Genomic DNA, 22,468 nt, shown 5'->3' on the forward strand with positions numbered 1-22,468 from the left:
TGGTGTAAGCTCATCCGCTCTTCGGAACCGACCTATTGCGAGCCCTATGCCGTCGCTCTTCAAACGCTCCCTGCTGCCCAAGCTGCGCAGCTTCGCCCTGACCGCCGAAGCGGTGACCATCCTCGATGGCGCCGCCGAGTTTCGCCGTTGCCTGCTGGAGAGAATCGCCCAGGCCACCCAGCGCATCTACATCGTCGCCCTGTACCTGCAAGAGGATGAGGCCGGCCAGGAAATTCTCGATGCCTTGCACGCCGCCAAAGCCGCACGTCCCGAACTGGACGTGGCGGTCGTTGTGGACTGGATGCGAGCCCAGCGTGGGCTGATCGGCGCCAAGAAGCAGCCGGGCAACTCGGCGTGGTACCAGGATCAGACCCGTTCCCATGCCAGCGAAGTGCCGATCTACGGCGTGCCAGTGCAGACCCGCGAACTGTTCGGCGTGTTGCACTTGAAGGGTTTCGTGATCGACGATTGCGTGCTGTACAGCGGTGCCAGCCTCAATAACGTGTACCTGCACAAGTTCGACAAGTATCGCTACGACCGCTATCACCTGCTGCACAACGCGGCGCTGGCCGACTCGATGCATCATCTGGTGCAGCACGGCCTGGTCGCTTCCAGGGCCGTGCACCGTCTCGACCTGCCGAACCTTCCCACCACCCGCAGCCTGCGCAAGGACATCGGCGACCTGCGCAGTCGCCTCAAGTACGCGGCGTATGACACCACCGCCGGCAGCCTCGACAAGAGCGGCCTGTCGGTGAGCCCGTTGCTGGGCGTGGGCAAGAACAACCCGTTGAGCCGGGCGATCGGCGAGCTGATCGCCAGCAGCCGCCGGCAACTGACTATCTGCACGCCGTATTTCAACCTGCCCCTGGCCGTGACCCGAGAGCTGAACCGTGCGTTGGCGCGAGGCGTGAAGATCGACATCATCGTCGGGGACAAGACCGCCAACGACTTCTTCATCCCGCCGAGCGAGCCGTTCAAGATCATCGCCGCGTTGCCGTATCTCTATGAAATCAGCCTGCGACGCTTCGCCAAGCGGCACCAGCGTTTCATCGACAGCGGGCAATTGAACCTGCATCTCTGGCGCGATGGCGACAACAGCTATCACCTCAAGGGCATGTGGGTCGACGAGCGTTACACCTTGCTGACTGGCAACAACCTCAACCCACGGGCCTTTCGCCTGGACCTGGAGAACGCCCTGTTGCTGGACGATCCCAAGGGGGAGTGGCTTGCACCGCGCCAGGCCGAGCTTGAACGGATCATGGGACACACCCGTCGGATCGGGCGTTTCCAGGACCTAGAAAGCCTGCCGGATTATCCGGCGGCGGTGGCCAAGTTCCTCAAGCGGGTCAGTCGGGTGCGGATCGAGCGACTGCTTTACCGGATCCTGTGATCAGGCGCGTCATGTCGGAAAAAGACACCATCTCCATCCAGTTGGTCCGTGAGGCGTTGCTGCAAAGCTGCCCCCCGGGACCGGCCACCCATGAAGTGCTGGGTAAGGTCGGCATCGATCCCGGGTGGCTCGACGATCCCCAGGCGCGTGTGCCAGCCCATGCCTATGCGCGGCTCTGGCGTTTGCTGGCAAGGCGTCTGGATGATGAGTTCTTTGGCATGGACCCGCGCAAGCTCAAGGCCGGCAGCCTGGCGTTTCTCTGCCAGTGCGCCATGGCCCAGCCGACGCTGGCGGCGGGGTTGACGGCGGGGCTGGGCTTCCTCTCGCTGATGCTCGAACACTTGCCGGCACAGTGGGTGCGCCAGCAGAGCCTGGCCGAGATCGTCTTGCTGGAGGACGACAAGGCCCCGCGCCGGGCCTTTACCTACTTCACTTATTGGATGATCGTCCACGGCGTGGCCTGTTGGCTGGCCGGGCGGCGCATCCCGATCCTGGCGGTGGAGCTGCGCTGTCCGGCGCCGGATTTCTGTGACGATTACCGGGTGATGTTTTCCCAGAACCTGCGCTTCGACCGACCGCGCACGCGGATGATCTTTTCCGCCGACTGCCTGGATCAGCCCATCAGGCGCACTTCGGACGAACTCCAGCGTTTCCTGGCCCAGGCGCCCGCCAATATCCTGGTCAAATACCGCGACCCGCAAAGCCTGGCCAGCCGCATCAGGCACGACCTGCGCCAGTTGCCCGCCGAACGCTGGCCGGAAACCGAAGCCCTGGCCCAGCAGCTGTGCGTGTCTGCTTCCACCTTGCGCCGACGCCTGGCGGAGGAGGGCCAGACCTACCAGGGCATCAAGGACAGCGTGCGCAAGGAACTGGCGATCGGTTGGCTGGCCGAGCCCTCCATCAGTTTCGTCGAGATTGCCAGCCGCCTGGGCTTCGCCGATGCCAGCTCCTTCTACAAGGCGTTTCGCAAGTGGTCCGGCTCCAATCCGGGGCACTATCGCAGCCTGATTCTCAACGAACCTGCGTGAGGCGTCAGCTGGCGATCCGGGCCGTCCATTTCTGATGCGGGATCGGCAGCCTGCACGAATCGCCGCGCCCCATCGGGAAGTACTGGAACCCCCGCTGGGCCAGGCGCTCGGCGTCATACAGGTTGCGTCCATCGAAGATCACCGGGGCTTTGAGCCGTTTGTGGATCAGGTCGAAATCCGGTGCCTTGAATTGCTGCCACTCAGTGCAGACGATCAGCGCATCGGCACCGCTCAAGGTCGCTTCCGGCGTGCCCATCAGACTCAGGCCGGGGTGGTCCTGGTACAGCGATTGGGTCTGCTGCATCGCCTCGGGATCGAAAGCCCGGACATGGGCACCGACTTCCCACAGGGCCTCCATGAGCACGCGACTGGGGGCGTCGCGCATGTCGTCGGTGTTGGGCTTGAACGCCAGGCCCCACACGGCGAAGGTCTTGCCGCGCAGGTCGCCCTTGTAGAACGCGTTGATGCGCTCGAACAGCTTGTGTTTCTGTCGCTGGTTGATCGCTTCCACGGCTTGCAGCAGATCATTGGAGCACTGGGCCTGCTGGGCGCTATGGATCAGGGCGCGCATGTCCTTGGGAAAGCACGAGCCGCCATACCCGCAGCCGGCGTAGATAAAGTCATAACCGATGCGTGAATCGGCACCGATGCCCAGGCGCACGGATTCGACGTCGGCCCCCAGGTGCTCGGCCAGCTCGGCGATCTGGTTGATGAAGCTGATCTTGGTCGCCAGCATGCAATTGGCGGCGTACTTGGTCAGCTCGGCGCTGCGCAGGTCCATGAACATGATCCGGTCATGGTTGCGATTGAACGGTGCGTACAATTCGCGCATCACCTCGCGTACTTCATCGCGCTCGCAACCGATGACAATGCGGTCTGGACGCCGGCAGTCGGCCACAGCCGAGCCTTCCTTGAGAAACTCCGGGTTGGAAACGATATCGAAATCCAATGTCCGACCCGCGCGTCGCAAGGTCTGGTCGATCCGATCGCCCAAGGCATCCCCGGTGCCGACCGGTACCGTGGATTTCTCGACGACGATGACGGGTTTGCTGCGATGCCGGGCGATGGCGTCGCCGACGGCGAACACACCGCTCAGGTCCGCCGAGCCATCGGGACGCGACGGCGTACCCACGGCAATGAACAACACTTCGCCGTGCTCCACGGCCAGCGCTTCCTCGCAGGTGAAATGCAAGCGTCCGTCCGCCAGGTTCTCTTTCACCAGGTCCGCCAGGCCAGGTTCGAAAATGCTGACCTGCCCATGATTGAGGGCCGCGACTTTACCGGCGTCGATGTCCATGCAGATGACGTCGTGCCCCACTTCCGCCAGGACGGTGGCCTGGACAAGGCCGACATAGCCGCTACCGAATACACTGATTTTCATGACGCACTCCTGGGGTCCGTCGCAGGGACAGGTCGAAAATTGATGGTGAGGACGCCAAGGATGACCAAGGCCACCCCCAGGCTTTTGCTCAGGCTGAACGTTTCGTTGAAGGCCGGGAGCGCGGCGGCGAGCAGGTACACCAGCGCGTAGCTGATACTCAGCAGCGAATAGGCGCGACCCAACGGCAGGTCCCGCAGGGCCAGCAACCAGCTGAGCATCGACAAGGCATAGGCGCAGATCCCCAGCAGGACCACGGCCAGTGCGAGCGGATCGACGCTGGTGCCAGGCCAGGCACTGGGCAGCGGCAGGCGACTCATGCTCCAGCGCAGGCCCAATTGCGCGGCGCTGACGAGCGCCACGCTGCCCAGCGCAAACAGGATGCCGCGACGCAGGTTCATGCCTGTTGCCCCAGCAGCACGACGCCACCCAGTACCAGGGCGACGCCCAGCCAATGGCGACGGTCGACGGTCTCGTGGAAAACGAACCGGGCGATCAGGGTGATCAACACGAAATTCAGGCTCAGCATTGGGTAGGCGATGCCAACTTCCAGGCGTTGCAGCACCAGCAGCCATACCAGCAGGCCACCGGCCAATGCGGCCAGCGCCAGCCACAACCATGGCGAACGCAGTTTCCCGCGCCAGCCTGTCGACTGGCCGCGCCAGCCTTCGATGGCGCACTTCTGGGCAATCTGGCCCAGGCACGTCAGAGCGCAGGCGAGCAGTAACAGCAACAGGCTCATGACGGCTCCCGGGGGAAAATCAGAATGACCAGGTTGCCGCTTTCATAACGCACGCCGTCCTGGGGCAGCCGTTCGATTTCCTGCAGTTCTTCGTCACCCTTGACGCGCATGAGCACGCCGACCGAGCCGTTGCGCCGCGCCTCGTGCATCCACTGCTGCACCTGGGGCGGGTCGACTCGCTGCTGGATGCCGTCAGGGTAGGCCAGGCCGTACTTGAGCTCGCCTATGGTGTTGTACAACGCCACTTGTGGACGTTCGAGACGCCAAGCCAAGGCCGATGCGGCTCCGAGGTCATTACTCAACAGGTGGTTGACCTGGCTGAGTTCTTCCAAGTGAGCGGCGACGAACTGGTCAGGCATCTTGTTGGCGACCACCGAGCGCGGCAGCCCAGCCGGCAGCAACGCCATCAACAACAGACTGCCGAACGCAGGCGCCGCCCAGCATTGCAACGGGCTGAGGACTTGCAGCAGGTTTGCCACGACCCAGCCGATCAAGGCCATGAACACCAGCAGCAGCGTGTAGGGTTCATGGACATACAGCGGCTTTTTCAGTTGCAGATAGGCCAGGGCCATCAGGGCGACCAGGCCCAGGGTCAGGTTCAGCAACCCGTTGAGTCCAAGGGTTCGGCGCTGGTCGAGCTTCAGCCGCTCCACCAGGGTGTGCCCCAATAGCAAGGACAACGGCAGCAGGCAAGGCAAGATGTAGCTGGGCAATTTGCCTTTGCTGAGGCTGAAGAACAGCAGGGGCATCAACAGCCACAACGACAGGAACGCGATGTTCGCCTCACGCCGTGTTTGCCAGGCCTGGCGCAACGCCGCTGGCAACAGCGCCATCCACGGTAGGCTGAACGCCACCAGCAGCGGCAGGTAGTACCACCATGGCGCATCATGCTGGGCGTCGTCCCCGGCGAAGCGGCGGATGTGTTCATGCCAGAAGAAGAACCGCCAGTAGTCCGGTTCTTGCCCATGGATCGCCAGGGCCCAGGGCAGGCTGACGGCGATGGCCACGACAATGGCCCATGGACCATAGGTCAACAACTCGCGCCAGCGCTTTTGCCAGACCATCCAGGGCAGGGCGATGAGTACCGGTAGCAACCAGGCGAGAAAGCCTTTGGTCAGGAAACCCATGCCACAGGCCAGCCCCAAGACCGTCCAGCCGATCAGCCGTTGGCTGCGTGTGACGCTGTCCAGCGCGAACCACAAGGCCACCAGGCTCAGGTTGACCCAGAGGGTGAATTGCGGATCGAGGTTGGCGTAGCCTGACGCACCGGCAATCACCGTGAAGCTCATGTACAGCAAGGCGCAGGCAAAGCTTTTGCGCGGGTCGCTCCAGAGCCTGCGGGCAAGCAGGTAGCACAGCAGCACGCTGAGCCCGATGCTGAGGGCCGAGGCGATGCGCACGCCAAACAGGTTGTTGCCGAACACGCCCTGGCCCAGGGCAATCATCCAGTAACCGGCCACCGGTTTTTCGAAGTAGCGCAGGCTCATGAAATGCGGCGAGACCCAGTTGCCGCTCAGCAACATGTCCTGGCTGATCTGCGCGTAGCGTGTTTCATCGGGAATCCACAACCCATGGCTGCCCAGCGGCAGCAGGTAGGCCAACAGGAACAACCCCAGCAGCAGCGGTAAACCCCAGCGTTTGCTCATGCCCCTTGCACCCCCAGCCAACCTTCGCGTCCTTCGAGGGTGCCGCGCACCACCTGGCCGGTCGGCAAGGTGGCGGGAACTTCGGGCAGCAGCGCGCCCAGGGGTTGAAACACTATGCCTTGCTGGCGCGCGTCGGCCAGCAGACGACGGAAATCGTTCGCCATCAAAATTCCTTCTACTTCGGCGTGGATCGTGTAGACGTTGAGCCTTTCAGGGGCGAAGCGCTGCAGGATAAAAGCGTTGTAGTCGCTGGCCGCCAGCGCTGGCCCGACCACCTCATCGAAGGTCGGCAAGTCCACCGGGATCTGCGGCGCGCCCGCGCTGCCCCCGGCTAGCAACGGTTGGAACAGGCTGCGGCCACGGCAATCGCTGTTGTAGCGAAAGCCGAACGCCTGCTTGGCCTCGATCACGCGCTCATCCGCCCGCCAACCGGCCGCTGCGGAGCACTCGACTTTTTCCCCGAGGATGTCGCTGAGGCTGTCCACGCCCAGGCGAAGCTGTTCGATCAGTTGCCGCTGGTTCCAGCACCCGGCATTGGCCTGCCAGGCGTGGTGATCCCAGGCATGCAGGCCCACTTCATGACCGGCGGCCCGGGCCTGGCGCATCAGGTGTCCGAGATCGCGACCGATGGGCTTGCCAGGCCAGGCGGTGCCGGCCAGCAGGATGTCCCAGCCGTACAACCCGGCGGCGTTGGAGCGCAACATCTTCCATAGGAACCGCGGCCGGATCAGGCGCCACAGATGGCGCCCCATGTTGTCCGGCCCGACACTGAAGAAAAACGTTGCCTTGACCTGCGCTTCCTCGAGCATGTCCAGCAACCGTGGTACGCCGTCACGCGTGCCGCGGTAGGTGTCGACATCGATTCGAAGGCCTGCCCGCATCAGCAGGCTTCTTCTGTGGCACGTTCCGCGACTTCGCGCATGGCCTCGCGCAAGAAGAAGTCCAGCGTGTTGCCGATGGTTTCCTGCATCTGCACGGTCGGCGTCCAGCCCAGCAGGCGCTGGGCATTGTCGATGCTCGGCTTGCGGTGCGACACGTCCTGGTAGCCATCGCCATAGAACGCCTTGCTTTCGACTTCACGGAACCCGGCGAACGGTGGAAAGTTGTGGCGCAAGGGGTGCATTTCGAACTGCCGCAGCAGCTCCTCGCCCAATTGGCGGATGCTGGCCTCGTTATCCGGGTTGCCGATGTTGATGATCTGCCCGTTGCAGGCATCGTTTTCGTTGTCGATGATCCGCGCCAGGGCCTCGACACCGTCGGCGATGTCCGTGAAGCAGCGTTTTTGCCCGCCGCCGTCGAACAGGCGAATCGGCGTGCCTTCCACCAGGTTGAGGATCAGTTGGGTGATGGCCCGGGAACTGCCGATCCGCGCCGAGTCCAGGCGGTCCAGACGTGGGCCCATCCAGTTGAAAGGACGGAACAGCGTGAAACTCAGGCCTTTCTGGCCGTAGGCCCAGATGACCCGGTCAAGCAACTGCTTGGACGTCGAATAGATCCAGCGTTGCTTGTTGATCGGGCCGACCACCAGGTTGGAGGTGTCTTCGTCGAAGTTGCTGTCCTGGCACATGCCGTAGACTTCCGAGGTCGACGGAAAGATCACGCGCTTGTTGTATTTGACGCAGTAGCGAACCAGCCTCAGGTTCTCTTCGAAATCCAGTTCGAAGACCCGCAACGGGTTGCGGGTGTACTCGATCGGCGTGGCGATGGCCACCAGCGGCAGGATCACGTCGCATTTCTTGATGTGGTACTCGATCCATTCGGAGTGGATGCTGATATCGCCTTCGACGAAATGAAAACGCGGATGGTTGCGCAAGCGGTCGATGGCGTCGGAACCGATGTCGAGGCCGTAGACCTCGTACTTGTCATCGCGCAGCAGGCGTTCGGACAGGTGATTGCCAATGAAGCCGTTGACCCCCAGGATCAGCACGCGGGTACGGCGTGAGGCTCGCCGGGATTCGGCGCCGTGAAGCAAGGAGCCGTCCACCAGGCCCAGTTCATCGGCCAATTGCGGGCCGCTGAGGTACAAGCCATTGTCATTGCGCTGACCGGCAGTGATCACCAGCGAGTCTTCGCCGCAAGCAATGCGCAGCGGATCGACACTGATCACCCGGCCAGGCGCCTGGCCCTCGTTACCTGGCACGACTCGCGCGCTCCAGACGATCAACTTGTGCTCGCCCACGGCGCAGAAGGCGCCAGGATACGGCTGGGTCACGGCGCGCACGAGGTTGAACAATTGCTGGGCTGGACGTTTCCAGGCCAGCTTGCCATCGGCCGCCGTGCGCCGGCCGAATACGCTGGCCTGGGACTCATCCTGTTCCCGCTCGCTGACGGTTCCGGCGAGCAACGCCGGCAAGGTGTCACGCAGCAGGTCGGTGGCGGCTACCCGCAGTTTGCCGTGCAGCGTCAGTGCGGTGTCGCTCTGTTCGATGACCACCTTCTGCTGGGCGAGGATCGCACCGGCATCGGCGCGCTTGACCATGCGGTGCAGCGTCACCCCGGTCTCGGTTTCACCGTTGACCAGCACCCAGTTGGCCGGAGCCCGCCCGCGATATCGCGGCAACAACGAACCATGCAAATTGAACGCGCCTTTGCGGGCGGTTGCCAGCAGTGGCTCGCTCAGCAGATGGCGGTAATAGAACGAGAACAGGTAGTCGGGGTCGAGCTTGGCGACACGCTCGACCCATAGCGGGTGGTTGGCGTCTTCGGGGGCGTGGACGGGAATGCCGTTGCGGGCGCAGAGTTGCGCCACGGAACCGTAAAAGGCGTTCTCCTTTGGATCGTCGGCGTGGGTAAACACGGCGGCGATCTCGAAGCCAGCGCCGAGCAGGGTCTCGATGCCCGCGCAGCCAATATCGTGATAAGCGAAAACTACGGCTTTTGCACTCATGAAAGAACCTGGTCTGTAGAGGTGGAAGTGAGTCCGTCAACGGTGACAGCGGGGGCGGGTGTGGCGGGTTGCCCGCGCAGGACCTTTTCGACGAAAAACCGGGGGCGGGCGCGAACGTCGCTGTACATCCGCCCCAGGTATTCGCCCAAGAGCCCCATGCCGATGAACTGCCCGCCGGTGAAGACGAACAGCACGGCGAACAGCACGAATGTCCCGCCGCCGGCCCAACCGGCGCCAAAGACCAGGCGCAGAATGATCAGCGCGATGGCGAACAACACGCCGAGGGCGGCCATGGCGAAGCCGACGATGCTCAGCAAGCGCAGCGGCGTGGTGGTCATGCAGGTGATCAGGTCGAACATCAGGTTGACCAGGCGCATGGGGCTGTACTTGGACTCCCCATGTTCGCGCTCGGCGTGGTTCACCGGGATTTCAGTGGTGTGCCGGGCGAAGCTGTTGGCCAGGATCGGGATGAACGTGCTGCGTTCGCGGCAGGCGAGCATGGCGTCGACAATCGAGCGCCGATAAGCCCGGAGCATGCAGCCGTAGTCGCTCATGGACACCCCGGTGGAGCGGCGTACGGCCAGGTTGATCAACTTCGATGGCCAACGCCGCAGGGCCGAGTCCTGGCGGTTGCTGCGCACCGTGGCGACCACGTCGTAGCCCAGCTCTGCCTGGGCCACCAGGCGCGGGATTTCTTCGGGCGGGTTCTGCAGGTCGGCGTCCAGGGTAATGACGACGTCGCCGGTGCACTGTTCGAAACCCGCCATGATTGCCGCGTGCTGGCCGTAGTTCCGGTTGAGAATCACCGCGACGAACGGACTGCCCCGCTGCGATGCGGCTTGCTCGAGCAACTGCGCCGAATCGTCGCGGCTGCCGTCGTCGACCAGGACAATTTCGTACTTGTGGTGCAGTTGCCGACAAGCCGCCTCGGTACGACGCAACAGTTCGGGCAAGCTGTCCTCTTCGTTGTAGACCGGAATCACGATCGATACGCAGTTGATTGGGTAAGGTCTCACGGGCGTGTGTCCAGGACGTTTTCAATGGTGTCGACCACGCGGTGCACGTCGGCGACGGTCATGTCGGGGAACAGCGGAATGGAGCACAGGCGCGCTGAATTCCATTCGGTGTTGGGCAGGTAGAGGTTGGGAAAACGCTGGCGGTAGTAGGTGTGCAGGTGTGTGGCGATGAAATGAATGCCGGTGCCGATATTCTGCTCCTGCAGGCCTTTCATGAAGGCTTCGCGGTCCAGTCCGCAGCGCTCGGCATCGATGCGCAAGACGAAGAGGTGCCAGGCATGTTGCTGCGGGTAGGTCGGGATCGCCAGCGGTTGCACCGCGGAGCCTTCCAACCGTTGCAAGTACACCTTGGCCAGTTCGGTACGCTTGGCGTTGATCTCTTCCAGCCGCGCCAGTTGCACCAGGGCGATGGCGGCGTTGATGTCGGCCAGGTTGTATTTGAAACCCGGCTCCATTACCTGGGCCTGGGGCTTGCGGCCATGGGTGAGGCGGTCGTAGGCATCGACGCCGAGGCCATGGAACTTGAGCGTGCGCACCCGGGTCGCGAGCGCTTCGTCGTCGCTGACGAACATGGCGCCTTCTGCGCAGGTCATGTTCTTGATCGCGTGGAACGAGAAGATCGCCGTGCCCTTGGCCCCGACATGCCGGCCCTTGTAGTAGGTGCCGGCCGCATGGGCGGCGTCTTCGATCACCGGGATGCCATGTCGCTGCGCCAGCGCGTAAAGCGGATCGAGGTCGAACGCCGCGCCGGCGTAATGCACCGGAATGATCGCCTTGGTGCGCGGTGTGATCGCCGCTTCGATACTCGCCAGGTCACTCATCAAGGTGTGGCGGTCCACATCGACGAAGACCGGCGTGGCACCCAACAGGCAGATCATGTTGGCGGTGGACACCCAGGTCTGGGAGGGGGTGATCACTTCGTCACCCGGACCGATGCCCAATGCCAATAGTGTGATGTGCATGCCACCAGTGGCCGAAGAAAGTGCAACCGCGTGGCGACAACCGACAAAGTTGGCGAACTGCTCTTCAAGTTGCTGGTTTTTCGGGCCGGTGGTGATCCATCCGGAACGCAATACTTGTTCTACGGCGGCAACTTCCTCCTCGCCAATACTGGGCCGGGAGAAGGGAAGGAACGCTTGACTCATGGACACCTCGAAGATGAAAAGCCTGTAGCCAGGCAACAAGCATGGATCCAACGGCAGCGTAGACGACAAAAGAAAAGCTGCATCAAACAGTTAGCGTTGAAATGAACAGAACGGTGGATGTCTGGCGTCAAAAGTCGAGTAGGCAAACGCTTACACAAGGGCAGCGAAACGGCTGTGATCGAGTGAGATTAGGCGCATTTTTTTGAAAGAAGTGTGAAAAAACGCTGGATAAAATATTTTTCACTAAACCAGGCGCGAGGCTTTTCGGTGGGGCGCTCACAGGAAAAATGGCGAAATTCTTACAATAATAATTGATTCTGTATTACATGAGGTGGCCGCCTTTTTTGGGGCGACGTTGAAGGTGTAAAGTTCGAAGAAAGTACTTCCCAATAAAAAATTTGTTGTTCTGGGCGCAACTTCAAGGGGGACGTAGTTGAGAGCTTTTCTCTGTTTGTCAGCGTCGCTCGGTGCGTCATCGTTCAATCATAAAACCGTCATTTGCATTTGATAAAAGGCCAGCAGGCGCGGGAGAAACCTGGGCCATCGATCAAGGTAACCTATGCAAGTGACGGTTTTTTGTAGCGGCCATGGCGGTTTGCAGGCGAGCACTTGGCATGCCGTTGGGAAACAGGCCAAGGGCCCAGGCTTATGAGAATCCTGGTCACCGGCGCCGCCGGTTTCATCGGGTTCCATACGGCCATGCGCCTTTGCCGCGATGGGCATCAGGTTGTCGGTGTCGACAATCTCAACGATTACTACAGCGTCGGGCTCAAGCAGGCTCGGCTCGCGCAACTGGCCGAATGGAGTAGTTTTCGCTTCCGCGCGTTGGACGTGGCCGACAAACCGGCGCTGCTGGCGTTGTTTGCCGAGCACGCGTTCGAGCAGGTGATCCACCTGGCGGCACAGGCCGGTGTGCGCTATTCCATCGACCATCCGGACATCTATGCGCAAAGCAATCTGGTGGGTTTTCTCAACCTGCTGGAGGCCTGCCGCGCCCAACGCCCGGCGCACCTGATCTACGCTTCGAGCAGCTCGGTGTACGGCTTGAACCAGCGCTTGCCGTATGCCACCAACGACCCCGTCGACCAGCCGGTGTCGTTCTATGCAGCGACCAAGCGCGCCAATGAGCTGATGGCCCACGCGTATTCGCATCTGTACGGCATTCCCACCACCGGCCTGCGTTTTTTCACCGTGTATGGGCCGTGGGGAAGGCCCGACATGGCGCCGTTCAAGTTCACTGAAGCCATCCTCGAGGGACGCACCATCGACGTCTACAACGAGGGGGCGATGTCCCGCGACTTCACTTATATCGACGACATCGTCGAAGGGCTCGTGCGGTTGCTGCCGTTGCCACCAACCGATGAAACCGGCGTGCCGTACAAGGTCTACAACATCGGTCGGGGTGCACCGGTCAACCTGCTGCAGTTTATCGAGCACCTCGAAGAGGCGCTGGGCATCCGCGCGCGCAAGAACTTCTTGCCGTTGCAGTCGGGCGATGTGGTCGACACCTGGGCCGACACCCATGAGCTGGAGGCTCGCGTCGGGTTTTGCCCGCAGGTTTCGATCGCCAGCGGTGTGCAGTCGTTCGTCGACTGGTACCGCCACTACTACCGCGTCTAATTCATTTCTTGGAGCCTCATGCATAGCCCCCTTTACGTGTCGGTCCTGATTCCGGCAAAAAACGAAGCAGGCAACCTGGTCCCACTGTTGGAAGAAGTGCGTGCCGCACTGGCCGACGAGGCGTTTGAAGTCATCGTGGTCGACGATGGCAGTACCGACGCCACCGCCGCGCAATTGCGAGCGCTACAAGGCGCTGGCTACCGCCAATTACGCGTGCTCAGCCACGCCCGTTCCCTGGGGCAGAGCACATCGATTCACCACGCCGCCGAAGTGGCGCATGGGCATTGGTTGGCGACCCTCGATGGCGATGGCCAGAACGATCCGGCCGACTTGCCCAAGATGCTCGACCTGGTGCGCGGTTCCGAGGGCCAGCCCGGCGGCGTCAAGCTGGTGGCGGGGCACCGGGTCAACCGCCGCGACACGGCGAGCAAGCGCTGGGCCTCGCGATTCGCCAACAAACTGCGCGCCAGCCTGCTCAAGGACCAGACGCCCGATACCGGCTGCGGCATCAAGTTGATCGAGCGCGAGGCGTTCCTGCGCCTGCCGTATTTCGATCACATGCACCGTTTCATTCCCGCGCTGATCCGCCGGCACAACGGCCGGATGCTGGTGCAACCGGTCAATCATCGCGAGCGCGGGGCCGGGGTTTCCAACTATGGCAACTTCGACCGGGCCCTGGTGGGCATCGTCGATCTGTTCGGGGTGTGGTGGCTGATAAGACGCACGCGCCTGGACGTCACCGCACAAGAAATCGAGGTCTGACATGGGCAGAGAAACCTTGTGGCTGGCCGTGGGTTTCGGTGGCCAGTTGGCTTTTACCGGGCGTTTTGCCTTGCAATGGCTGTACAGCGAATACAAGAAGCGCAGCATGATTCCCGTGGGCTTCTGGTACTTGAGTATCGTCGGCAGCGCGTTGCTGCTGGCCTATGCCATCTACCGTGAGGACCCGGTATTCATTGTCGGCCAGTCCTTCGGCTTCATCGTCTACCTGCGCAACTTGCAATTGATCGCCAAGCATCAGGCACAGGAAAACCGCGAACTGGCGAAGAAGGGCTGAACCGGTGCGGCTACGATTAGTTTCCTCGCGGCTAGAGCTGTGGGCCTTGGTGGCATTGGCGTTGATCATGGTGGGCGCCGGCCTGGGCTGGCGCCAGCCGTTGAATGTCGATGAAGAGCGTTTCCTCGGCGTCGCCCTGGAAATGCTGCAGAACGGCGCATGGTTCATTCCCCATCGTGCCGGCGAAATCTACGCGGACAAACCGCCGCTGTTCATGTGGACGGTGGCGCTGTTCGTGCAACTGACCCACCTGCCCAAAGTGGCACTGTACCTGCCGGCGCTGCTGGCGGGAGCGGTGACCACGGCCTGCCTGTATGACCTGGGACGGCGCCTCTGGGGGCGACGCGTGGGGATGATCGCCGGGCTGTTGTTCCTGGCGACCTACCAGACCTACAGCATTTTGCGGACCGGGCAGATCGACGGTTTCCTGGCCCTTTGGACGGTCTTGGGCATCTATGGCCTGGGCCGGCACCTGCTGCTCGGTCCGGCCTGGCGCTGGTACTACATTGCCTGCGCGGCGATGGGCTTGGGCATCATCAGCAAGGGCGTGGGCTTTCTGCCGGCGTTGATGCTGATTCCCTACGCCTATGGGGTGCGCAAGGGCTGGAAAGGTCTCGTGCCCATGCCCGGCCAGGCTGGGAAATGGTGGCTGGGCCTGCTGGTGGCGCTGGGCGCCATTGCGCTGTGGCTGGGGCCGTTGCTGCTGATCGTGTGGCAGGGCAGTAGCGACAGCCTGGCGTATGCCCAGGAAATCCTGTTCAAGCAAACCGCTGGCCGATATGCCCATGCCTGGGAGCACCGCGAGCCCTTTTGGTACTTCCTGGTCCAGGTGATCCCCAAGTACTGGCTGCCGATGGTGTTCATGCTCCCGTGGCTGATACCGGCCTGGCGCAGGCAACTGGCCAAGCGCGACGGTCGAGTGTTGGTCCTGCTCGCATGGGTGGTGTTGGTGCTGGTGTTCTTCAGCCTGAGCAGCGGCAAGCGCAAGCTGTACATTTTCCCGGCAGTGCCGGCGCTGGTGCTGGTGGTGGCGCCGCTTGTTCCGTGGCTGTTGCGGCGTTGGTTCAGCCAGCGTCCACGGGGCAGGGCGGCTTTCTCGCTGCTGGCGGCGGTGTGGTTGTGCGCCTGGTTCGTGCGCGGTTTCGTCGAGCCCCACAAGGAGGGCATCAACCCCCATGAAACACTGATGCAAGAGGTGGCACGGTTGACGGGCAATGCCGAGCTGGTATTGGTGGGTTGGCGTGAGGGGCATTGGTTGTTCGCCCGGCAGCCCATCGTGCATTTTGGCTTTTACAGCAAACAGTCCCTGGAGCAATCCGCCAGTTGGCTGCGCAGTCACCGGCAGGCCTATGCGCTGGTCCCCGCGCACGAGCTGGAGCGTTGCTACGACCTGCAAAAAGCCCGCCGCGTCGGCAATACCTCGCGGGCCGAATGGTTCCTGGTGGGGGCTGATGCGGATAACCAGCACTGCCAGCTGCCGGTGCCGGAGAAAGTGTATTCATTTGCCTGGAAGCAGCCTTTGTAGCGCCTGAACCGCCGCTATCGCGAGCAGGCTTTGCTCCCACAGGGGATTTGTGTGGGGGCATTGCTGCCGACACCTTCCCCAAACCATGGCCAAACCAGTCAAGCAACTTGATGGCTTTGACCATTGCCGCCACCCCCCTTCGGCGCGAGTATCTTCCCGCTGTTTACGGTTCCCCCACCAATAAAAAGTACAGAGGGATTCTGGTCATGCGCGATTACTCGTCCGCCACGTCGCAGTTCGATTACCTGCACACCGTCAATACCGCGTTGCACGGCTCGCTCGAGGCGCTCAATGCCTGTGTCGAGTGCTGCGACCGGCACGCGTTGCCGGGGCGCATCGCCTTGTTCTGGGAGGGCCGCGACGGCAGTGATGCGACCTGGACGTACCGCGACCTGCAGGACAACGCCGCACGTTTCGCCAATTTCCTGCTGGCCCAAGGCGTGGGCAAGGGTGACAAGGTGGCCGGCCTGCTGCCGCGCACTGCCGAACTGTTGATCGTGGTGCTCGCCACTTGGCGCATCGGCGCGGTGTACCAACCGTTGTTCACCGCCTTCGGCCCCAAGGCCATCGAACACCGTCTCGGCAATTCGGGCGCGCGGGTGGTGGTCACCGACGCCATCAACCGTCCCAAGCTCGATGAAGTGTCTGGTTGCCCCACGGTCGTCACGGTCGGCGGCGAAAAAGGCCGGGGCATTGTCCGGGGCGACTACAGTTTCTGGGCCGAGGTGGCTAACCATTCCTGTCAGTGTGAGCCGGTGATGCTCACCGGCGAGGACCCGTTCCTGCTGATGTTCACCTCGGGCACCACGGGACCCGCCAAAGCGTTGTCGGTGCCGCTCAAGGCCATCGTGGCATTCCAGAGTTACACCCGCGACGCCGTCGACCTGCGCCCGGAAGACGCGTTCTGGAACGTCGCCGATCCGGGTTGGGCCTACGGCATCTACTTCGGCGTGACCGGTCCGCTGGCCATGGGGCATCCCATTACCTTCTACGATGGCCCGTTCACCCTGGAAAGCACCTGCCGGATCATCAACAAATACGGCATCACCAACCTGACCGGTTCGCCCACGGCCTATCGCCTGTTGATCGCCGGAGGCGAGCAATTCGCCCGCTCGATCAAGGGCAAGCTGCGCATCGTCAGCAGCGCCGGCGAGCCGCTGAACCCGGAAGTGATCCGCTGGTTCGCCGACCACCTGGGCGTGGTGATCCACGACCATTACGGCCAGACCGAGCTGGGCATGGTGCTGTGCAATCACCATGGTCTGGAGCATCCGGTGCACCTGGGCGCGGCCGGTTTTGCCTCGCCGGGCCACCGGATCGTGGTGCTCGATGAAAATTATCGTGAACTGGGCGTGGGCCAGCCGGGCATCCTCGCCGTGGACCGCAGCCAGTCGCCCATGTGCTGGTTCGCCGGTTACGAGGGCGGGCCGACCAAGGCCTTTGTCGGCGACTATTATCTGAGTGGCGATACCGTGGAGTTCAACCCCGACGGCAGCATCAGTTTCGTCGGCCGCAGCGACGATGTGATCACCACTTCGGGCTACCGTGTCGGTCCGTTCGACGTGGAAAGCGCATTGATCGAACACCCGGCGGTGGTGGAGGCCGCCGTGATTGGCAAGCCGGATCCGGAGCGTACCGAGCTGGTGAAAGCCTTCGTCGTGCTCAGCGCCCAATACCGCGCCGCGCCAGAACTGGCCGAAGAATTGCGCCAGCACGTGCGCAAGCGCCTGGCCGCCCATGCGTATCCCCGTGAGATCGAATTTGTCACCGATTTGCCGAAAACCCCAAGCGGCAAATTGCAGCGCTTTATCTTGCGCAACCAGGAAATCGCCAAAGCCCAAGAAGCGATGGCGCACAACGTTTCAGCTTGAATCCAAGGAAACCATGATGCAGATCGACAACAAGATTTTCCTCGTCAGCGGCGGTGCTTCCGGCCTTGGCGCGGCCACTGGCGAAATGCTGGTCAAGGCCGGCGCCAAGGTGATGCTGGTGGACCTCAACGCCGAGGCGGTGGCTGCCCAGGCGCAAAAGCTCGGCTGCCAGAGTGTGGTGGCGGACATCAGCGACGAGGCCGCGGCTGAAGCGGCGGTCAAGGCCACCGTCACGGCTTTCGGCGGTCTGAATGGCCTGGTCAATTGCGCCGGTATCGTGCGCGGCGAGAAAGTCCTCGGTAAGAACGGCCCCCACGCGCTGGCGAGTTTCAGCCAGGTGATCAACGTCAACCTGATCGGCAGCTTCAACCTGCTGCGCCTGGCTGCCGCAGCCATGGCCGAAACCGAGGCGGACGCCGACGGTGAGCGCGGGGTGATCATCAACACCGCGTCGGTGGCGGCCTTTGACGGGCAGATCGGACAGGCGGCTTATGCGGCTTCCAAAGGTGCCATCGCCAGCTTGACCTTGCCGGCCGCTCGCGAGCTGGCGCGCTTCGGCATCCGCGTCATGACCATCGCCCCGGGCATTTTCGAAACCCCGATGATGGCCGGCATGATCCCGGAAGTACGCGATTCCCTGGCCGCCGGCGTGCCGTTCCCGCCACGCCTGGGCAAACCCAGCGAGTATGCGGCGCTGGCCAGGCATATCATTGAGAACAGCATGCTCAACGGCGAGGTGATCCGTCTCGACGGCGCCTTGCGCATGGCCGCCAAATAACCAGGAGGATTCATGATGTCCAACGATCCTATCGTCATCGTCAGTGCCGTCCGCACCCCCATGGGTGGTTTCCAGGGCGAACTGAAAAGCCTCAGCGCGCCGCAGTTGGGTGCCGCCGCCATCAAGGCGGCTGTAGAACGTGCCGGCATTGCGCCTGATGCGGTCGAAGAGGTGCTGTTCGGTTGCGTACTCGCCGCCGGCCAGGGCCAGGCGCCGGCGCGTCAGGCCGCGCTGGGGGCGGGGCTCGAAAAGTCGACCCGCTGCACCACGCTCAACAAGATGTGCGGCTCGGGCATGGAGGCAACGATCCTCGCCCATGACATGCTCATCGCCGGCAGCGCCGAGGTGGTGGTGGCCGGCGGCATGGAGAGCATGTCCAATGCGCCGTATCTGCTCGACCGTGCCCGCAGCGGCTACCGGATGGGTCATGGCCGGGTGCTCGATCACATGTTCCTCGACGGCCTGGAAGACGCCTACGACAAAGGCCGCCTGATGGGCACCTTCGCCGAAGATTGCGCCGAAGCCAACGGTTTCAGCCGCGAGGCCCAGGACGCCTTCGCCATTGCCTCCACCACCCGCGCCCAGCAGGCCATCGAAGAGGGCAGTTTCGACGCCGAGATCGTGCCGTTGCAGGTCATGGTCGGCAAGGAGCAAGTGACCATTCGCCACGACGAGCAACCGCCGAAGGCACGGATCGACAAGATTGCTTCTCTTAAACCGGCGTTCCGCGAGGGTGGCACCGTAACGGCGGCCAACTCCAGTTCCATCTCCGACGGCGCCGCTGCGCTGGTGCTGATGCGCCAGAGCCAAGCGACCCAACGGGGCTTGAAGCCCTTGGCGGTGATCCACGGTCACGCGGCATTTGCCGACACGCCGAGCCTGTTTCCCACGGCCCCCATTGGCGCGGTGAAAAAACTGATGAGCAAGACCGGCTGGTCGCTGGAGGACGTTGATCTGTTCGAAGTCAACGAAGCGTTCGCCGTGGTGAGCCTGGTGACCATGGACAAGCTGGAAATCCCCCACGCCAAGGTCAACATTCACGGCGGTGCCTGCGCACTGGGCCACCCGATTGGTGCCTCGGGCGCACGGATCCTCGTGACATTGCTCTCGGCCTTGCGCCAGAAAGGTCTCAAGCACGGCGTCGCGGCGATCTGCATCGGCGGCGGCGAAGCCACGGCCATGGCCGTCGAATGCCTGTATTAAGGAATCACCATGCTCCCGACTGAAGAACAGACCCAAATCAGCGACGTCGCCCGACAGTTCGCCCAGGAACGTCTGAAACCGTTCGCTGCCGAGTGGGACCGTGAGCACCGCTTCCCCAAGGAGGCCATTGGTGAAATGGCCGAACTGGGCTTCTTCGGCATGCTCGTGCCGGAGCAATGGGGCGGTTGCGACACCGGTTACCTGACGTACGCCATGGCCCTGGAGGAAATCGCCGCCGGTGACGGCGCGTGCTCGACCATCATGAGCGTGCACAACTCGGTGGGTTGCGTGCCGATCCTCAAATTCGGCAACGACGACCAAAAAGCCAGGTTCCTCACCCCCCTGGCCAGCGGTGCCATGCTCGGCGCCTTCGCCCTGACCGAGCCACAGGCCGGTTCGGACGCCAGCAGCCTGAAGACCCGGGCACGGCGCGAGGGCGATCATTACGTGCTCAACGGCAGCAAGCAGTTCATCACTTCGGGGCAGAACGCCGGGGTGGTGATCGTGTTTGCGGTGACTGACCCGAGCGCGGGCAAGCGCGGTATCAGTGCCTTCATCGTGCCCACCGATTCACCGGGCTACAGCGTCGCGCGGGTCGAGGACAAACTCGGCCAGCACGCCTCCGATACCTGCCAGATCCTCTTCGAGGATGTGAAGGTGCCGGTGGGCAATCGCCTGGGAGAAGAGGGCGAAGGCTACAAGATCGCCCTGGCGAACCTGGAAGGTGGCCGGGTCGGCATCGCTGCGCAGTCGGTGGGCATGGCCCGCGCCGCGTTCGAAGCGGCGCGCGATTACGCCCGCGAGCGGCAGAGCTTCGGCAAACCGATCATCGAGCACCAGGCCGTGGCGTTCCGCCTGGCGGACATGGCGACCCAGATCGCCGTGGCACGGCAGATGGTCCATTACGCTGCTGCCTTGCGCGACAACGGCCAGCCGGCGTTGGTGGAGGCGTCCATGGCCAAGCTGTTCGCCTCGGAAATGGCCGAGAAAGTCTGCTCCATGGCGTTGCAAACCCTGGGCGGTTACGGTTACCTCAACGACTTCCCGCTGGAGCGCATTTATCGCGACGTGCGGGTGTGCCAGATCTACGAAGGCACCAGCGACATTCAGCGCATGGTCATTTCGCGCAATCTTTGAACAGGAGTCCTGCATGAGCTACGAAACGATTCTATTGGAGATCAAGGACCGCGTCGGCCTGATCACCCTCAACCGGCCCCAGGCCTTGAATGCCTTGAATGCACAGATTGTCAGCGAGCTGAACCAGGCGTTGGACAGCCTGGAAGCGGATCCGAAGATCGGTTGCATCGTGCTGACCGGTTCGAAGAAGGCGTTCGCCGCCGGTGCCGATATCAAGGAAATGGCCGAGCTGACCTACCCGCAGATCTACCTCGACGACTTGTTCAGCGACAGTGACCGGGTGGCGAACCGGCGCAAACCGATCATCGCGGCGGTGAACGGCTTTGCATTGGGCGGTGGTTGCGAGCTGGCCTTGATGTGCGACTTCATCCTGGCTGGCGACAACGCCAGGTTCGGCCAGCCGGAAGTCAACCTCGGCGTGCTGCCAGGCATGGGCGGCACCCAACGCCTGACGCGTGCGGTGGGCAAGGCCAAGGCCATGGAGATGTGCCTGACCGGGCGCTTCATCGACGCGGTGGAAGCCGAGCGTTGTGGCATCGTCGCGCGGATCGTCCCGGCCGATGAACTGCTGGACGACGCGCTGAAAACCGCAGCGCTGATCGCCTCCAAGTCGGTGCCGATCAGCATGATGGTCAAGGAAAGCGTCAACCGTGCGTTTGAAGTGAGCCTGGCCGAAGGCGTGCGTTTCGAACGGCGGGTATTCCATGCCGCGTTCGCGACCCATGATCAAAAGGAAGGCATGGCTGCGTTCGTTGCCAAGCGTGCGGCTGAGTTCCAGGACAAATAAAGCGCTGTCCTGACTGACACCATCGCGAGCAAGCTTTGCTCTCACAGTTCGGGGGGCTCTTCGAATCCTGTGGGAGCAAAGCTTGCTCGCGATGCTTTTCCGGCCCTTACACCAGGTAGTGCTTCAGCTCCCGGGCGATAACCATCCGTTGTATTTCGCTGGAGCCTTCATAGATCTGGGTGATCCGCGCATCGCGGTAGTAGCGTTCTACCGGGTAATCCTCCAGGTACCCATAGCCACCGTGAATCTGGATCGCCGAGGAGCAGACCTTCTCGGCCATTTGCGAGGCGAACAGCTTGGCCTGGGAGGCTTCCGACAAGCAGGGCTTGCCGGCACTGCGCAGGCGGGCGGCGTGGAGGATGAGCAGGCGCGCAGCGTTCAGTTGGGTGTGCATGTCGGCCAGCAGGTTGGCGATGCTCTGGTGTTCGAGGATCGGCTTGTCGAACTGCACCCGATCACGCGCATAGGCCAGGGCCGCTTCAAACGCCGCACGGGCGATGCCCAAGGCTTGCGCGGCGATGCCGATGCGGCCGCCTTCAAGGTTGGAGAGGGCGATCGCCAGGCCCTTGCCACGGGTGCCCAGCAGGTTGGCCTCGGGAACGGTGCAGTTGCTCAGGGTGACGGCGCAGGTGTCCGAGGCGCGGATGCCCATCTTGTGTTCGGTGCGATCGACGATGAAACCCGGTGTCTGGGTGGGCACCAGGAACGCCGAAATGCCTTTCTTGCCCAGATCCGGATCGGTCACGGCGAACACGATCGCCAGTTTCGCCCGCTTGCCGTTGCTGACGAACTGTTTCGCGCCGTTGATCACCCATTGGCCATCGCGCAGTTCGGCGCGGGTGCGCAAGTTATGGGCCTCAGAGCCGGCCTGGGGTTCGGTCAGGCAGAAGCAGCCAATGGCCTGGCCACTGGCAAGCTCGGCCAGCCAGGTCTGTTTTTGTTCATCGGTGCCGAAATTCAGCACCGGGCCACAGCCCACCGAGTTGTGGATACTCATCAGTGCGCCAGTGGCACCGTCGCCGGCCGAGATCTCTTCCACCGCCAGGGCGTAGGCCACGTAGTCGACGTAGGTGCCGCCCCATTCTTCGGGCACCACCATCCCCAACAGCCCCAGCTCGCCCATCTTCGCCACCAGGCCATCATCGATCCATCCGGCTTTTTCCCAGGCCTGGGCATGGGGCGCGATTTCACCACGGGCGAAGTCCCGGGCCATGTCGCGGATCATCACTTGTTCTTCAGTCAATTCAAGGTCTTGCAT

Annotated in this window: 20 protein-coding genes; 11 read left to right on the forward strand and 9 right to left on the reverse strand. The window is 62.7% G+C overall.

Annotated elements, in window-relative coordinates; genetic code table 11:
* Window positions 1-46: 46 nt before the first annotated feature.
* On the forward strand, window positions 47-1,390 hold the full coding sequence (pssA, locus tag N4Q37_RS13730; protein ID WP_260958539.1) for a CDP-diacylglycerol--serine O-phosphatidyltransferase: 1,344 nt from the start codon (window positions 47-49) through the stop codon (window positions 1,388-1,390).
* 11 nt (window positions 1,391-1,401) lie between these two features.
* The gene (locus tag N4Q37_RS13735) at window positions 1,402-2,418 is read left to right on the forward strand and encodes an AraC family transcriptional regulator (RefSeq protein ID WP_260958540.1); all 1,017 of its coding nucleotides are present in this window, start codon (window positions 1,402-1,404) and stop codon (window positions 2,416-2,418) included.
* 4 nt (window positions 2,419-2,422) lie between these two features.
* Here the strand turns inward: N4Q37_RS13735 and N4Q37_RS13740 are convergent, their stop codons facing one another.
* Genes N4Q37_RS13740 through arnB form a run of 8 tightly spaced genes read right to left on the reverse strand, consistent with a single transcriptional unit; the run spans window position 2,423 to window position 11,232 of the window.
* Entirely contained in the window at window positions 2,423-3,799 is a 1,377-nt protein-coding gene (locus tag N4Q37_RS13740) for a UDP-glucose dehydrogenase family protein (RefSeq protein WP_260958541.1), read from the reverse strand.
* Window positions 3,796-4,197 carry a 4-amino-4-deoxy-L-arabinose-phosphoundecaprenol flippase subunit ArnF gene (gene arnF / locus N4Q37_RS13745; protein WP_260958542.1) on the reverse strand — a complete coding sequence of 134 codons (402 nt, stop codon included), beginning with the start codon at window positions 4,195-4,197 and terminating at the stop codon, window positions 3,796-3,798. Before arnF ends, N4Q37_RS13740 begins: the two co-directional genes overlap by 4 nt.
* Window positions 4,194-4,538, reverse strand: a complete 345-nt coding sequence (gene arnE / locus N4Q37_RS13750) for a 4-amino-4-deoxy-L-arabinose-phosphoundecaprenol flippase subunit ArnE (protein ID WP_260958543.1) — start codon at window positions 4,536-4,538, stop codon at window positions 4,194-4,196. The genes arnF and arnE overlap by 4 nt, the downstream gene beginning before the upstream one ends.
* The gene (gene arnT / locus N4Q37_RS13755) at window positions 4,535-6,184 is read right to left on the reverse strand and encodes a lipid IV(A) 4-amino-4-deoxy-L-arabinosyltransferase (protein WP_260958544.1); all 1,650 of its coding nucleotides are present in this window, start codon (window positions 6,182-6,184) and stop codon (window positions 4,535-4,537) included. Before arnT ends, arnE begins: the two co-directional genes overlap by 4 nt.
* Window positions 6,181-7,065, reverse strand: a complete 885-nt coding sequence (arnD, locus tag N4Q37_RS13760) for a 4-deoxy-4-formamido-L-arabinose-phosphoundecaprenol deformylase (protein WP_260958545.1) — start codon at window positions 7,063-7,065, stop codon at window positions 6,181-6,183. The genes arnT and arnD overlap by 4 nt, the downstream gene beginning before the upstream one ends.
* Window positions 7,065-9,071, reverse strand: a complete 2,007-nt coding sequence (arnA, locus tag N4Q37_RS13765) for a bifunctional UDP-4-amino-4-deoxy-L-arabinose formyltransferase/UDP-glucuronic acid oxidase ArnA (RefSeq protein ID WP_260958546.1) — start codon at window positions 9,069-9,071, stop codon at window positions 7,065-7,067. Before arnA ends, arnD begins: the two co-directional genes overlap by 1 nt.
* Window positions 9,068-10,087 carry an undecaprenyl-phosphate 4-deoxy-4-formamido-L-arabinose transferase gene (gene arnC / locus N4Q37_RS13770; protein ID WP_260958547.1) on the reverse strand — a complete coding sequence of 340 codons (1,020 nt, stop codon included), beginning with the start codon at window positions 10,085-10,087 and terminating at the stop codon, window positions 9,068-9,070. Before arnC ends, arnA begins: the two co-directional genes overlap by 4 nt.
* Window positions 10,084-11,232 (reverse strand): UDP-4-amino-4-deoxy-L-arabinose aminotransferase, encoded by a 1,149-nt coding sequence (gene arnB / locus N4Q37_RS13775; RefSeq protein WP_260958548.1) that lies wholly within the window; start codon window positions 11,230-11,232, stop codon window positions 10,084-10,086. Before arnB ends, arnC begins: the two co-directional genes overlap by 4 nt.
* 648 nt (window positions 11,233-11,880) lie before the next feature.
* Between arnB and N4Q37_RS13780 the strand changes: the two genes are divergently transcribed.
* The 9 genes from N4Q37_RS13780 (at window position 11,881) to N4Q37_RS13820 (ending at window position 21,210) form a co-directional block, all read left to right on the forward strand.
* The gene (locus N4Q37_RS13780) at window positions 11,881-12,852 is read left to right on the forward strand and encodes an NAD-dependent epimerase (protein ID WP_260958549.1); all 972 of its coding nucleotides are present in this window, start codon (window positions 11,881-11,883) and stop codon (window positions 12,850-12,852) included.
* Between the two features lie 18 nt (window positions 12,853-12,870).
* Window positions 12,871-13,614, forward strand: coding sequence for a glycosyltransferase family 2 protein (locus tag N4Q37_RS13785; protein ID WP_260958550.1), 744 nt, complete (start codon window positions 12,871-12,873; stop codon window positions 13,612-13,614).
* Between the two features lies 1 nt (window position 13,615).
* On the forward strand, window positions 13,616-13,909 hold the full coding sequence (locus N4Q37_RS13790) for a lipid-A-disaccharide synthase N-terminal domain-containing protein (protein ID WP_260958551.1): 294 nt from the start codon (window positions 13,616-13,618) through the stop codon (window positions 13,907-13,909).
* Window positions 13,910-13,976: 67 nt separating this feature from the next.
* Window positions 13,977-15,434 (forward strand): ArnT family glycosyltransferase, encoded by a 1,458-nt coding sequence (locus tag N4Q37_RS13795; protein ID WP_260958623.1) that lies wholly within the window; start codon window positions 13,977-13,979, stop codon window positions 15,432-15,434.
* Between the two features lie 206 nt (window positions 15,435-15,640).
* Window positions 15,641-17,305, forward strand: a complete 1,665-nt coding sequence (locus N4Q37_RS13800) for an AMP-binding protein (RefSeq protein ID WP_260958552.1) — start codon at window positions 15,641-15,643, stop codon at window positions 17,303-17,305.
* A 16-nt stretch (window positions 17,306-17,321) separates the two neighbouring features.
* The gene (locus N4Q37_RS13805) at window positions 17,322-18,083 is read left to right on the forward strand and encodes an SDR family NAD(P)-dependent oxidoreductase (protein ID WP_260958553.1); all 762 of its coding nucleotides are present in this window, start codon (window positions 17,322-17,324) and stop codon (window positions 18,081-18,083) included.
* A gap of 15 nt (window positions 18,084-18,098) precedes the next feature.
* The gene (locus N4Q37_RS13810; RefSeq protein ID WP_260958554.1) at window positions 18,099-19,286 is read left to right on the forward strand and encodes an acetyl-CoA C-acyltransferase; all 1,188 of its coding nucleotides are present in this window, start codon (window positions 18,099-18,101) and stop codon (window positions 19,284-19,286) included.
* A gap of 9 nt (window positions 19,287-19,295) precedes the next feature.
* Window positions 19,296-20,423, forward strand: coding sequence for an acyl-CoA dehydrogenase (locus N4Q37_RS13815; protein WP_260958555.1), 1,128 nt, complete (start codon window positions 19,296-19,298; stop codon window positions 20,421-20,423).
* 13 nt (window positions 20,424-20,436) lie between these two features.
* Entirely contained in the window at window positions 20,437-21,210 is a 774-nt protein-coding gene (locus tag N4Q37_RS13820) for an enoyl-CoA hydratase (RefSeq protein ID WP_260958556.1), read from the forward strand.
* Between the two features lie 106 nt (window positions 21,211-21,316).
* Here the strand turns inward: N4Q37_RS13820 and N4Q37_RS13825 are convergent, their stop codons facing one another.
* A complete protein-coding gene (locus N4Q37_RS13825; RefSeq protein ID WP_260958557.1) occupies window positions 21,317-22,468 on the reverse strand; it encodes an acyl-CoA dehydrogenase family protein in 1,152 nt (383 codons plus the stop codon).

This window comes from Pseudomonas citri (genome assembly GCF_025336485.1).
GTDB lineage: Bacteria > Pseudomonadota > Gammaproteobacteria > Pseudomonadales > Pseudomonadaceae > Aquipseudomonas > Aquipseudomonas citri.